Source organism: Ignavibacteriales bacterium, from assembly GCA_015709675.1.
Classification (GTDB): domain Bacteria; phylum Bacteroidota; class Ignavibacteria; order Ignavibacteriales; family Ignavibacteriaceae; genus H2-BAC3.
Window position 1 is genome coordinate 1,058,964 of the sequence record CP054182.1, and the last position, 13,832, is coordinate 1,072,795.

A 13,832-nucleotide genomic window follows, 5' to 3' on the forward strand; every position below is an offset into this window, starting at 1 on the left:
GCGGGGGCTTTTTCAGTTTAAGTCATATTATGCTATGGTAACTTCTTTTTCCAGATAGACATCCTGGATAGCATGCAGCAGTGAAGCACCTTCGTTCATCGGGCGCTGGAAAGCTTTGCGTCCGGAGATAAGGCCCATGCCGCCAGCGCGTTTATTGATAACCGCGGTTTTAACTGCTTCAGCAAAGTCATTATCGCCTGAAGCGCCGCCGCTGTTGATAAGGCCGGCTTTGCCCATGTAGCAGTTCATTACCTGATAGCGAACCAGATCTATCGGATGATCAGTTGAAAGTTCGCTGTAAACTTTCTTGTGAGTCTTGCCGAATTTAACCGCGTTATATCCGCCGTTGTTTTCCGCCATCTTCTGTTTGATAATATCCGCACCGATGGTAACACCGAGGTGGTTTGCCTGACCGGTAAGGTCGGCAGAAACATGGTAATCTTTATCAGCCTTAAATGCATTGTTTCTTGTGTAGCACCAGAGGATGGTAGCCATACCGAGATCATGAGCGTAAGCAAAAGCTTCGCTGACTTCCTGAATCTGGCGGGTGCTTTCTTCCGAGCCGAAATAGATGGTGGCGCCTATTGCTGCGCAGCCCATATCCCATGCCTGATTGATATTGGCGAACATCACCTGGTCAAATTTATTAGGGTAGGTGAGCAGTTCGTTGTGGTTAATTTTCAGAACGAAAGGAATCTTGTGGGCATATTTCCGGGCGACCATGCCGAGCACACCGAGTGTGGAAGCGACTGCGTTACAGCCTCCTTCAATAGCGAGTTTTACAATGTTTTCGGGGTCAAAATAAATCGGGTTAGGCGCAAAGGATGCTCCTGCTGAGTGCTCAATTCCCTGGTCAACCGGGAGGATTGAAAGATATCCGCTGCCTGAAAGACGGCCGGTATTATAAAGAAGCTGCAGATTACGCAGAACATTGATGTTACGGTCTGAGGCTGCAAAGACGCGGTCTACAAAATCCGGTCCGGGCAGGGTCAGGGTTTCTTTTGGGACAATTGCTTTGTGGGAAAGAAGTGCATCGGCTTCAGCGCCGAGGTATTGCTGGATTTTATCTATCATTATCGGTTCTCCGTTCAAGTTTTCTTATAAACTACATGCCCAAAATAGGGGAAAAATGAGAGACTTCAAAGGAAGTATGAGTTGTGAATTATGAGGTATGAATTCCGGGGTTCCGGATTGCCCTTACTATGTCCTGGATTCTTAACGCACTAAGGCGGATAAATTTCCAGATATTGGGAGTAATTCATATCACATTCATCTGAAGAAAAACCTTTAATGCTTTGGATTGATCAGCCGGCTTTATGATGAGTCAAAAAGTTTTCGGGTGTGTGAATTGGGTCACAGGAGGACAGTTTAAGATTAAACCTCTCGTATGATATTTTGTCTTAAGCTGATAATCATAAAGGAGAAAAAATGCAGAAAATTATTGTTGGTTTAATTTTAGTTTTAACATTGGGAGAAATATCTGGTCAGAATCACGGGATAAACGGAAATTGGTATCAATCACCCAAATCAGTTCCGCCTACTGTGGCGGGTGCAAAAATGGGCGGGGCTGTGGCAAATTCAATGGTAGTTACAAGAGATGGCGCCGTCATAATTTTTTATAAGGAAAACGGAAAAATTTTTATGGCAGGATCATCAGACAACGGAAATAGCTGGCTGGCGCCCGCACCCCGCCAGATATCTGTGACCGCCGGTATGCTGCAGACTGGAACAGCATCTGCTGAAAGTGATACATCAGGAAATATTCACATAGTGTGGAAAGCATCTGAACCTCTGGGGCTTTTTCATAGTATATATTACCCACTAACACAAAACTGGTCTGAGGTCACTTCCATCAACACTCAGATTACAAGCTCGATCGGGTTTTATCAGATAACTGTTGACAGAAAAAACAGACTGCACGTTATGTGGCAGGATGGTAATCACGAATCAGCAAATGATACTGCTGAAGTTTACTACTCTTGTTCCATTGATGGCGGCTTAAACTGGAGCACACGATTGCGGCTAAGTTCATTTGACGGAAAACCGGACGCCTTTCCTGTCGCTGATTTTTCAGGCACTGAATCAGATACATTACTTATACCCTGGAGGGAAAATAGTAAATCTGCTTCGGGGTGGGATGTTTACGGAGCCCGTTCAACAAATGGCGGCGCTAATTGGCAGACGCAACAACTTTTAGCCGGAGGGCAGGGTAACCAATGGGACCCTAATCTGGTGATTGACAAGTATGGCAGAATGCATCTTTTCTTTCACGTATATCCAAACCCTAATCCTGCATATACTGCATCGGTGCTCTATATATATTCACTCGACGGAGGGAATACCTGGTCTGAACAGCGTACCATTTCGCAGCCGTTAATAAGAAGTCACCTTGTTAAAACCGCCTATGATTTTACTAATAACCGTGTCTGGTGTTTCTGGAAGGATGAACGGGATTTTAATTTTTCAACCGGAAATCCGGAAGCAGATATTATAGGACTCTACACCCAGTTAGCAGGTGATAACCTCTATCTGTCAGAGCCAGAATTTATTTCAGACGGAGATTCAACAGAATATGGATATCACAATTTTAAGGCGGGCGATGACGGAATTATGCGGGCTCACTTTTTTTTGATGGTTAACGGAGAAGGTGATTCATTGTACTATACGCAGCGTTCAACAGTTTCATCTGCTAAAGAAGCAGATGGTTTAAGCAATAGATTTTTTCTTTTACTTAATAACTACCCCAACCCATTTAATCCGGAAACAACAATTGAGTACTATATTCCCGAACGAGAAATTGTTACCATTCAGATATATAATTCACTTGGTCAAAAAGTCAGAAATCTTTTACAGGAAGAAAAACCGGCGGGCAGTCACAAAATCCGATTTAATGCTGAAGCCCTGGCCTCGGGTGTTTATTATGCAAGGATATCAGCGGGAAAACACTTCGGATTTGTAAAGATGTTGTTGCTGAGGTGATAGATTGTTGCTGATTACATCCAGAAAAGAAAGAGTTCCTGTTCGACTGCCCCGTCTTATCAGTTCGCGCAAAGACGCTTAGGCGCAAAGGGTAGACACAGAGTTTCAGACCGGTTCTTCATTATTAATTCTTCATTACTTCATTAAAACCATCTGTATGGTTTGTTTGAAGCCGCCGCTTACAAGGGAGCAGAAATATACTCCGGTGGGAAGATTGGATGCGTCAAATGAAACGGTGTGTGAACCGGCTGTCTGCGGTTGGTTTACCAGAACTGCGGTTTGCTGCCCCATACTGTTATATATTCTCAGGCGTATATATCCGCTTTCAGGAAGCTGATATCTGATGGTGGTTGAAGGGTTAAAAGGATTTGGATAGTTCTGAAATAACCGGAAATCAGAAACCGCATCCTGGCTCTCCTCAGCGCCGGTTGCTGCGGTTATGGTAAATGATGCAGGGGAGACCGCACTCAGAGATGAATTCAAGCGGTCAACAATCATCACTTTGCAGTTATTTGATGGAACAGAGGGAACCTGAAATCTGATAACTCCAAAGACTGCGGGGTAATCATTATTCACCGGAGCCCAGGTAGCTCCATCGTTGGTCGTAAGGCCAACGGCAACGTCTGAAAATCCGGCGCTTTCCCATGTGATTTCCTGAACACTGCCTGCCGTATATACTTCACCGCCGGCAGGGGAAGTGAGCCGCAGGAAGACGGGAGTTTCGGTCAGAAGGATATCAGCATAATTGATATTGTATTCTCCGGATGCAATAAAGATTTTGAGAGTATGGTTACCCTGTGTAAGCGGGATGTTTGGCTTGGAAACGTTGGCCCAGGTCTGCCAGTTACCGGTGAGTGGTACGGTAAGGAGCCCGCTCACGTCAATATCATCTATATATACCCGCATGGTGCCTGTTGCCGCGGCTGCGGAAGCGGTACGGAGCGTAAAGGTATAGTTGCCGGCCTCAGCAGCGTAGATGCTGTATTCAAGCCATTCACCTGCTGAGACCCAGCCGATATTATATCCGCCTCCCGCATCGGTACAATTTTGAATATCCACAGCATCAAGAGCGCGGTAAACACCGCCGGTATTGCCCGCGGTTGCGTCATAATAAGCAACACCATTGCCCCCGAGATCAAAGTTTTCTGCTTCAATGCGTCCGGGTACTTTTTGGCGGTATCCTCTGAACGAAGCCTGCACACACTGGTCACCTACTTTAAGCGTTACAGGATCAGTTTCACTGCTTCCGCCGGAGATGGTGGTGGCGACTGCCTTTACCCGGTAGCATCCGGGCTGCACATTTCGCCAGGGGAGTGTATACGGAGCCACTGATGTTTCACCAATTTTTACTGCATCCTGAAAAAACTCAACTTTGCGGATAGCTGTTGCTGATGTTACATTTGCTGTGAGATTGATTGTTTCACCCGGAGAAAAGATGGAGCCGTCACCGGGACTGAGCATATTGATAGAGGGAAGCCCGAGAGTATCTTTATATACCCGGACATAATCAACCTCCATTGTCTGCGGGAAAACCGTTGATGCATTCGGGTTGCCCGGCCAGTTGCCCCCGACGGCGACATTAAGAATAATAAAGTGATTTTCCTTAAACTCGCTCAGGAAAGCCGGTGTGATTGACATGGTGCAGTATTTTATGTTGTCTATATACCACTCAATTTTCTGCTGATCCCAGGTTACGGTATATAAATGAAACGCATCGGAGAGATTTCCTGCAGGCAGAGTGTAACTGAGGCCGTAGCTTTGGTGGCCGTTGTTATCCCAGTGAGCGGTACCGTGGACGGTGTTATCGCGTCCCGGGCCGCCGCCAATCATTTCCATAATGTCAATTTCTCCGCAGGCAGGCCAGCCGACCTGAGAGATGCTTTCTCCCAGCATCCAGAATGCCGGCCAGATGCCCTGACCATAGGGGAGTTTTATATATGCTTCTATTTTGCCGTATTTGAAAAACCGCTTCCCCTGTGTTTTAAGACGGGCTGAAGTATAGTTTCTTCCGCCGAAACTTTCCTGCATTGCCTTAATGGTCAGTTTGCCGTTGGAAACAAAAGAATTAACCTCGCGGTCGGTGTAGTATTGCAGTTCGTTATTGCCCCAGCCTCCTCCGCCGGTCTCGCGGGTCCAGTTGGAAGGGTCAAGCGTAGTGCCTTCGAACTCATCAGACCAGACAAGTTTCCAGCCTTGCGCAAAATTATCATAAGGCATTATTAAAATAATAATAGCAAAAAGCATCATCATGCGAATTTTCATCATATTACCACTCTGTTAATAAATATCTCCTTATTATTGCACTTTTTATGCCAGAAAATACTTAATTCAGATGCTTTCTTCCATTGAGAAAAAATTGCCCGGCCCAATGAGAAAAACGATTAACTGGCTTTCCAGGTTCCTGGAGCGTTATCCCAAAGTTAAGGCGCAAATAAGGTATCTCATTCATTTCCCCGGCGGGGCAGGAGAAATGGCGTGGAGCTCTGCCATTGGGGCATTTATTGGTGTTGCGGTTCCGGAAGGGTTGCAGACGATCACCTCGCTTGGTTCCTCGTATCTTTTCCGGATGAATTTTTTGGTGATAACATTTTTCACTCTGATCACCAATCCTCTGACCGTTATTCCGATTTATCTGGCATCCTTCAGACTCGGGGAGATAATTACGGAAATGGAAATCACGGCCGGACAGATTGAGCAGCTGTTTCGTGAACCGGGTATCACTGCCGCGCTTGAACTTGGTACAAACGGTGCGATTATTTTTCTTTCCGGATCAGCGGTGCATGGGTTATTCTGGGGAGGGGTTTGGTATATATTGATGTTTGCACTTTACCCAAAACTGAAGCGGTTAATGAAAAAATGAAGAATTTGATTATTGCATTAGGATTGTAGAGACGATGCAAATGCTTCCCGGATGCCGCGCCTTGACGTAATTATTGCATTTGCGTCGTCTCAGGGAAGTATGAGTAAAAACGCCTGAAATATATGCAAAATTAACCACGAAATCACCTTGTCAAGACTCAGTAATCATAAAACCAGATACCTTTGCGAAACGATGCAATCGAACAACCAGACACCGCGGCGAGACGACGCAATCGCAGGAGTTTTTTATATATATGGAATTTGTACAAGCGATTGCATCGTCTTTACGAAAAAGGGCGGATTGTATTTGTAAAGACGATGCAAATGCTAACCGGATACCGCGCTTTGACGTAATTATTGTATTTGCGTCGTCTCAGAAGGATGGTAGTAAAGCCGGACTTATGTAAGCAGTAATGCTATCACTCCGGGTGTGCGGGCGAGACGACGCAATCGCAGGAGTTTTGTGTATATAAAGAGTTTGTACAAGCGATTGCATCGTCTTTACAGAACCAACCACCAGATAAATCTGGTGGTTATTGAAGGGTGTGTTTTTTCATTTTAATAACACCCGGATTTATCAGGGCGTTGGTGCTTGTACATTGATTACTAAATACTAATTCATAACTACTAATTAAAGTAGCCCGCGTTTTTCCAGACGCATGCGGATAGCGGTGGGGGTGCGGCCAAGGATGCGCGCAATCGCTTCTATCTCGTGATCGTCTTCAAAGAGCTCAATCATCCGGTATTCTTCTTCCTCATCCCAGGGCTGGCCGCGGTGCGGGAGCGCGGGATTTTTCTGGCTCTGACGCTGCTGCTGTTTCCGTTCTGAGGGCTCGGGGGGCATTGGTTTAGCATCCGCACCCTGAAAATCCGGGTGGATTTCACGCGGGATAACAATCTCATTCATGGCGCGGGTAATCCCCACATAAAGGATATTTATCTCTTCGTTTATGGCGTCAAAATCAGGCGGTGTTTTTTCCAGTTCGGCTTCCTCAAGCTGGCTTTTAATTTTCTTTTCGTTGATGAAGTCTCTTACCAGAGATACTTTCGGATACTCCAGCCCCTTGCTTTTATGCACTGTTGTATATATCATATCTGCTTTGTGGCGGTTCTCATCGGGGAGACATTTCCCCCGCAATGATTTCAGATAGCCGGGGAGGTCATCCCGGTATTTTTTTACCACATCCACCAGCGAGGTCAGCAGATAGTCGCCTGTGAGCTTTGCGTATTCTTCAAGTTCGTCGATATCCTTCATCCCCTTGATGAGCTCATCCTTAATGCGGGACTTATCTTCGTTATACAGGTTATATACATCATAAATTGAACCACCTTCTTCATTGCGCAGATAACTGTGCATTCCCCCCTCAAAATAGATATTTTTATGGAGGCGTTTTTCGATGACGTTTTCAATAGCGGAAATAAGGAGCATCAGATTAGTGCGGGCTATGGTTGCCGCTACTCCGGTGCCCTTCCCCTTGCCGCGCCCCTGTATGGTAACGGGGGAATGACGGTCAATCAGGTTTTTATATTTCAGCGCGCTGATGGCTATATCGGCAATCTTTTGCGGAAAACGGAAGCTTTGCGTGAGATGAAGCGTTGGGAACTGCGCAAGCTCCATCGAGTTCACAGCATAGCGCCAGCTGTATATCTGCTGATGGGAGTCGCCGACGATTACTTTTGTTCCCCTCTGTTTAAGAAAAACGTCCAGCATGGCCGCGGAAGCATCCTGCCCTTCGTCAAAGAGTATATATTCATACGGAAGAGACGGGGCTTCAAGCTGAAACTTTTTCAGATAGAAATCATGCGTAATGTCAATTTCACCAGCATCCATTTTAGCCAGATATGCGCGTGCATAGCTGATAATTTTGTCGTAATGCTGTTCCACGAATGTGTACTGCTCATCATGACCAATATGTGCCAGGTAATTCAGATCCCGCACTTTCTGAGCAGAACTGTTGCAGAAATAGGAGGCCAGGGAGAGTGTATGGTATGCTATTGCAAGCATATCTTTGTATGATTTTCCCCCTCTGATGCTGAGCATGCCTATCAGGTCCGAAGGACGCGGTATTTCTCCGATTTTGTATCCGTACTTCGGAACTATATGTGAATAAGCCAGTGAATGCGCTGTGGAAACTCGGACATTTTCCATTCCCATTTTTTCGAAGCGGAGGGTTGCTTCATTTTTTACCGATTTATTAAACGCAAGATAAAGAATACGTTTGCCTGAGGGGCGTGCTTTTGCGTAATGGGTGATGGTTGTAGTTTTCCCCGATCCCGCAACGGCATTTATTTTGATATCCCCTTCGGTTTCAATGATATGTTTCTGTTCGTCAGTGAGTTTCATAATTCGCAATAATCTGACTTTCAATTTACAACCAGTGGGCCGAGTTATGAAGGAAGAAGGCGAATTTCAATGTACAATTAATACTGTGCAATGAGAATAGATTTTGGAGGGCTTTGGTCTTCTCTGCCCGGGGTATTCATCCCAAATTCCGGAAAAGTGGGACCCGGATTGTAAACGGATGCCGCAGCAGCGCGGATTTTTACGGATTCTGGGCAGAAAATCTTTCGTACAGACAGATGAAAATCTGTCTCAAAGGCAGGAGATCAAATTTTGATCCCGGAAATGGGACCCGGATTGTAAACGTATGCCTGGGGAACGCGGATTTTACGGATTCTAAGCAGAAAATCTTTCGTACAGACAGATGACCATCTGTCTTTTGGGGAGGTATTTCAGAATTCAATCATGTTTTTTCATGATAATGGACATTCCTTGTGGGCTGACCGAGACCCGTTTCCACGTATTTGAGGAGGGGTAAGTTTTGCTTGTTTAATTACATGTAGCTACATATATTGTAATAGTAAATAATCAGAATTATGGAACTCGAAAAAGAAATAAAGCAGACAACATTTAGCAGCATTTATCACAAAATGGCGCTGAATATTCTTTTTACTGCTCACTGGATCGAGTACAGGAATGCCTGTTTTATGAAGCCCTGGGGAATCACCCCCCAGCAATATAATATTCTGCGAATCCTGCGGGGTCAGTATCCGAAGCCAGCTTCAGTAAATCTGCTGATTGACCGGATGCTGGATAAAATGTCCAATGCCAGCCGCCTTGTTGAAAAACTGCGGGTTAAAGGGCTGGTAAGCCGTCATGAATGCGCGGAGGACAGGCGTCAGGTGGATGTTCTTATCACTGAACACGGGCTGTCGCTTCTTAAAGAAATTGACAAGGAGATGGATGAACAGCAGAAGTTCTCGGAAATGCTTACGGAAGCCGAAGCGGCTGAACTAAACCGTCTGCTTGAAAAACTGAGAGGATAGAAGTTCTGAGGGGAAAATCCTGATCTCAAAAAAAAATTAAAATAATTTGAAAAAAATATCCGGCTCCGTGAACTTTTTTTCAGGGGGCCGGGTTGTCTTAAATGTCCGGAAAATCTGTCAGGAACGGAAACAACGTGATGAAGAGAGGCAGGGACCTTGAAGAGGGGGTTCCTGCAAGATGAAGAGAAACAAAGTTCCTGATTGGTTGATGATGTGTTAGGAGGCGGTGTAACTACCGCCTCTTATTTTTTTACCGGGAAGATTTCCCTTGATTAGTGACAGAATACAAAAAAGCCCCGCTGGTAGCTGCCGGCGGGGCTTTTGTTTTTTAACTGATAGATTTTAATTTTTACTACTTAGTATTTTATTAATAAGGTTAAAAATAGCCTTAAATGAATCAAAATCTTTCTTATCAAAATTCTTTACATTATCTGCAAATTTTTTCTTCTTTTTACTATCTTTAATTTTGTAAACCTTGCCATTTCCAGGTAATTCACATAACACACAAAAATCTTTAATTAGCTCGTCCTTAAACATCGTTTCTATGCAATGAACTGAATCGTCCTTGAAATCCTTTCTCGCATAATCTTTACGAAAACTGGGCACAGGTAAAAGACTCAGAAAACCTCTACCATTACTATGGCTTAAAGTTAATCCATTAAGTTCTTCTTCAACAAAATTTTTATATACCAAAACCTGCTTATCTTGTTTTTTGATACTTAATTGTAAAACTCTCTCCCATTCTTTGAAGGCACTATCAAAATCAAGCAAGCCAATAAAGATTTTTTTAGGATTATTCTTAAAAATATCACCTCTTCTAAACATATTACCTATAAAATAACAATCGAAAGCAGGAGTAATTTTAAAGGGCATCGGTTTAGTGTTATATAGTTTTGCCCAAGCAGTTGATAATATCATAGCGTCTGTCTCCCCTTCGACAAACACGACAGGTAGATCATCCTTTTTAATCTCAGCCAATATTGCTTCGTAAGAACTTATCTGATCTCGATAATTTTTTACATGTGGTTCCAAAAAAGTTAGCATTCCAAGTTCTTTGTCAATTATATCGAATTTCTCATCATCTATTTGTTGAAAATCTGTTGTAATTCCAGAATCGTCTTTGTTTACAAAGTAAGTGCTGATCCCGACATCATTCTTTGCTAATGAATAAAATACAGGAGAGTGGGTGGTTACTAATATCTGAATATCTTTACTATATTCCTTAAAGTGATCAGCTAATTCAATTGCACGTGCAAATTCAAGACTATTCTCGGGTTCCTCATAGCCCCAAATAGTATTACGCATAACGGATCCTCTTGTGTAGTGCATATTGCTTTTTTTTGAGATAAATTTCAAGATAATAGGTATATGCTTAGATTTTATACCATCACCTCTAGATTTTAAAGGTACTTTACTTGAAGCTATATCGGTCTCAAAGTCTAATGTTGAAAACAACCCTGATAAATCAGAGGGTAACTGAATTGCGCTTTGAAAATTTAACTTATCAGACAATTCTTTAGTTAATTCAGTCGTGTGGGAGCGAATATTCTTTATGAAGTTATCTCCTGCGATGATTAAGTCTTCATTTATATTAGTGTAAAGAGTATCATATAATGTGGCAAGTAATTTGCCGAAATGATTATCATCTTTTATTGCAGGAACATATTGAAATTTGAGATTTCGAACCCATGACTCCATTTTTGAATTTTGGGGAATACTCCTATTATCGGCCGTTCTTAAGGTTTCTTTTCCAGACTGTAGCCCCGATTCTCTCCACCTTTTTGTCCAAACAACTTTCTTTTCATGACCTTTATAAGAAGAGGGCGGAGAAAATATCACTTTAATTACAACTTCTTTTGCCTTTTTGAGACTCGTTTTATGATCTTTTGCAAAATCATTGACAAAATTAAAAGGCATTCCAACTTCTGTTTCTTGATTGAAAAAAAGGTTAAGCGCCTTTAATATATTTGACTTCCCCACGTCATTTTGGCCCACAAAAACAACAAATGACGTGAGCTTGACATTGGCATATTTAAGTGAGCGAAAATTCCAAACCTCAACTCTTTCAATGTACAAAGTAAACCTCTATGATTTTATTGTAAAATATAATGATTAAAAGAAGCAAACACCAGTAGCAAAGATTTAAAAGTTAGGGAGCCACACGATTGTATGGCTCCTAGAAACTTTCCCTACAAACAATTCAATAGTTGAGTAAGGGTTTAATTCATACTTGGCAGATACGAATACTTCTTTGCGTAGTACATCATCTGCTCAGTGAAGTCTTCCGGATATTCAACTTTCACATCCTTAAGGACAGTACCTTCATAGACAGGTATGAGTACCGGATTGATAAAGCCCTTATAAGGAGCGATGTTCAGTTTTTGATAGCGCTCCAGGACTTCCTTATGCAGTGTATAGTCAATCTTAACGCCGTAGGTTTCAACTAACTTCTGCGCGGCTTTATAGTCGCCTTCTGAAGTGATGCGCTGAACTTCGCGCAGCAGCTGTCCAAAAAGTGCACGCAGTTTCTGATGGTCGTTTACAACAAAAAAGATTTTTCCGTCGCGGACTTTCTTTTCAATGACATTTTCAGCTTTTCCTTTTTCATAAGCCCACGCAGCCACTATCTGCCGGTTGCGCATGTGATCCTGTTCAACATTGTCACCCAGTTTAATGCGGGTGAGCTGCGTCATCAGTCCGTTGCGGATATATTTTTCATATTCGGCTTTTCCGGTTTCGAGTTCGGGCATAACGCCGATATCAATCAGCTTCTGGTCAAGTATATACCAGAGCGCTACCAGGTCGGCACGGGTTTCTTCTATGGTGGAAGCGAAACTCTTTAGTGACTCACGAGGTGTGCCAACGCCAGGGTTAATCTGACCGCTTGCGTGGCCGATTACTTCGTGCATATCGGTGTGCAGGTCATCAGAAAGCGCGCCGTATTTTTTCTGCCGTTCTATTTCTTCCGGTGAGTAACAGAACTCCTGCAGCATTCCTTCTGAAGCAGCCATGTTATAAGCATGAACTATGTTGCCAAGGTTTACTGATTTTGAACCGTGCTCTTTGCGGATCCAGTTTGCGTTCGGCAGATTGATTCCGATCGGGGTTGAGGGGGATGCATCTCCGCTTTCAACCACTACGGTTATAACTTTGGCTGAGATTCCGACAACGGTATCTTTTTTATGATTATCCATAATTGGGGAGTTATCTTCAAACCACTGTGCGTTATCGCTGATGGCTTTAATGCGTTTGGTAGCTTCAAGATCCTTGAATGAAACCACCGCTTCATAGTTGGCACGCATGCTCATCGGGTCGTTATAGGTTTCGATAAAGCCGTTTATTGCATCAACGGAGGCCTCGGTATCCTTCACCCACTCGATGTTATATTCATCAAAGGTGCGGAGATTTCCGGTTTTGTAAAACTCAATCAGTTTTTCGAATGCTTTCTTTTGTATTCCGGTTTCAGCAACGGTTACAGCTTTCTCAAGCCAGTAAACAATCCGTTCAATAGCAGGGGAGTACATTCCGCCAACCTTCCAGACCTTCTCTGATATTACACCGTTATCTTTAACTAATTTGCTGTTCAGTCCGTAAGAAACGGGGCGTTCATCTTTTGGATCAATTATTTTCTTGTAATAGGCATCAACTTCTTTTTCGGTAACACCTTCATAGAAGTTGACTGCTGAGGTCTGCACAAGATCTTTGCCCGGATCTTTGTTCACTTTTGCCGGTGCAGTATTCGGATCAAAGATAACCTTCTCAAGCAGTTTAAGCAGATCGGCCGCGGACTGGTTTTTAGGGATGGGGAGGGAGTCAGCCGGCATGCTGTTAACTAATGATGAGAAATACTCAAAACTGAAATCGGGCATAATCTTCGCATTAGAGTAGTGATGATGAATGCCGTTTGAGAACCATACCCGCTTGGTATAAATCATAAAGTTGTTCCAGTCAGCGGAGGTTTTATCTCCCTGATAGCCGGCGACTATTGCCTCAAGAGTTCTTCTTACGGTAAGGTTATATTTATAATTCTGATCATAGATGATATCCCTTCCGGCAAGGGCAGCTTCATAGAGATAATAAACAAGTTCTTTCTGCTTCGGGGTGAGCTCCTCAAAGCCGGGGACACGGTAACGGAGAATGGCCAGATCGGCAAACTGCTCGGTCTGGACCTTGAAATTTTTATCATCGGTCATATTGGGTTGAGTATCCTCTTTCTGGCCGCAGCCGGAGAAAATAATAAGAAAAAGAAACGAGGTCAGTAACAACGGTTTCATGATGTTTGCCTTAAATTAATGGTTCAGTCAGTTAAAATCTTCCTGATTAAGGAAAAAGAAAAACCGGCTATGTAAAAATAGGGACGATTATCATAATAAACAGCATGCCGGGGCCAAAGAAAATCTTAACGCAAAGGAAAGCGAAGTTAAGCGCCGAGTAACGCAGAGTTAAATTAACCCGACCTCTTCCAGTCCTTTCTTTATGCGGCTGAAACTTAATTCGATATTATTGTCAAGCCCGATGGAGAATCGCACAAGTCCGTCACTTAAGCCCATTGCATCGCGTTCCTCCGGCGGAATCTCAGATGAGGTGCTGTGACCTGGTGAGCTGAAAAGTGTTTTGAAATATCCAAGTGAAACAGCCAGATAGCCAACAAAATGTCTTATAACAAA

8 protein-coding genes and 1 pseudogene are annotated in these 13,832 nt (G+C 43.5%); 3 read left to right on the plus strand and 6 right to left on the minus strand.

Features of this window, described 5'->3' with window-relative positions:
* Positions 1-27: 27 nt before the first annotated feature.
* Positions 28-1,074 (minus strand): class I fructose-bisphosphate aldolase, encoded by a 1,047-nt coding sequence (locus HRU80_03885; protein ID QOJ28058.1) that lies wholly within the window; start codon positions 1,072-1,074, stop codon positions 28-30.
* A 354-nt stretch (positions 1,075-1,428) separates the two neighbouring features.
* On the opposite strand from HRU80_03885, the gene HRU80_03890 reads away from it, so the two are divergent.
* Positions 1,429-2,979: an exo-alpha-sialidase gene (locus tag HRU80_03890; protein QOJ28059.1), complete on the plus strand. Its 1,551-nt coding sequence runs from the start codon at positions 1,429-1,431 to the stop codon at positions 2,977-2,979.
* A 135-nt stretch (positions 2,980-3,114) separates the two neighbouring features.
* On the opposite strand, the gene HRU80_03895 is transcribed toward HRU80_03890, so the two are convergent.
* Positions 3,115-5,244, minus strand: coding sequence for a family 16 glycosylhydrolase (locus HRU80_03895; protein ID QOJ28060.1), 2,130 nt, complete (start codon positions 5,242-5,244; stop codon positions 3,115-3,117).
* Positions 5,245-5,347: 103 nt separating this feature from the next.
* Between HRU80_03895 and HRU80_03900 the strand changes: the two genes are divergently transcribed.
* Positions 5,348-5,839: a DUF2062 domain-containing protein gene (locus HRU80_03900; GenBank protein QOJ28061.1), complete on the plus strand. Its 492-nt coding sequence runs from the start codon at positions 5,348-5,350 to the stop codon at positions 5,837-5,839.
* 630 nt (positions 5,840-6,469) lie between these two features.
* On the opposite strand, the gene HRU80_03905 is transcribed toward HRU80_03900, so the two are convergent.
* Positions 6,470-8,206 carry an ATP-dependent helicase gene (locus tag HRU80_03905; GenBank protein ID QOJ28062.1) on the minus strand — a complete coding sequence of 579 codons (1,737 nt, stop codon included), beginning with the start codon at positions 8,204-8,206 and terminating at the stop codon, positions 6,470-6,472.
* A 509-nt stretch (positions 8,207-8,715) separates the two neighbouring features.
* Here HRU80_03905 and HRU80_03910 point away from each other — a divergent pair.
* Complete coding sequence (locus HRU80_03910; GenBank protein ID QOJ28063.1) at positions 8,716-9,165, plus strand: winged helix-turn-helix transcriptional regulator; 450 nt, start codon at positions 8,716-8,718, stop codon at positions 9,163-9,165.
* 342 nt (positions 9,166-9,507) lie between these two features.
* Here HRU80_03910 and HRU80_03915 read toward each other — a convergent pair whose 3' ends face one another.
* The 3 genes and pseudogenes from HRU80_03915 to HRU80_03925 form a co-directional block, all read right to left on the minus strand.
* Complete coding sequence (locus HRU80_03915; GenBank protein ID QOJ28064.1) at positions 9,508-11,241, minus strand: AAA family ATPase; 1,734 nt, start codon at positions 11,239-11,241, stop codon at positions 9,508-9,510.
* Between the two features lie 143 nt (positions 11,242-11,384).
* Positions 11,385-13,439: a dihydrofolate reductase gene (locus HRU80_03920; GenBank protein ID QOJ28065.1), complete on the minus strand. Its 2,055-nt coding sequence runs from the start codon at positions 13,437-13,439 to the stop codon at positions 11,385-11,387.
* A gap of 168 nt (positions 13,440-13,607) precedes the next feature.
* Positions 13,608-13,814, minus strand: a pseudogene (locus HRU80_03925) (PLP-dependent transferase).
* Positions 13,815-13,832: the final 18 nt, after the last annotated feature.

Excerpts from the sequence above, each read along its gene's own strand:
- HRU80_03900 (QOJ28061.1), top strand. The coding sequence starts at position 5,348 with ATGAGAAAAACGATTAACTGGCTTTCCAGGTTCCTGGAGCGTTATCCC.
- HRU80_03895 (QOJ28060.1), bottom strand. The coding sequence starts at position 5,244 with ATGATGAAAATTCGCATGATGATGCTTTTTGCTATTATTATTTTAATA.
- HRU80_03910 (QOJ28063.1), top strand. The coding sequence starts at position 8,716 with ATGGAACTCGAAAAAGAAATAAAGCAGACAACATTTAGCAGCATTTAT.
- HRU80_03890 (QOJ28059.1), top strand. The coding sequence starts at position 1,429 with ATGCAGAAAATTATTGTTGGTTTAATTTTAGTTTTAACATTGGGAGAA.
- HRU80_03885 (QOJ28058.1), bottom strand. The coding sequence starts at position 1,074 with ATGATAGATAAAATCCAGCAATACCTCGGCGCTGAAGCCGATGCACTT.
- HRU80_03920 (QOJ28065.1), bottom strand. The coding sequence starts at position 13,439 with ATGAAACCGTTGTTACTGACCTCGTTTCTTTTTCTTATTATTTTCTCC.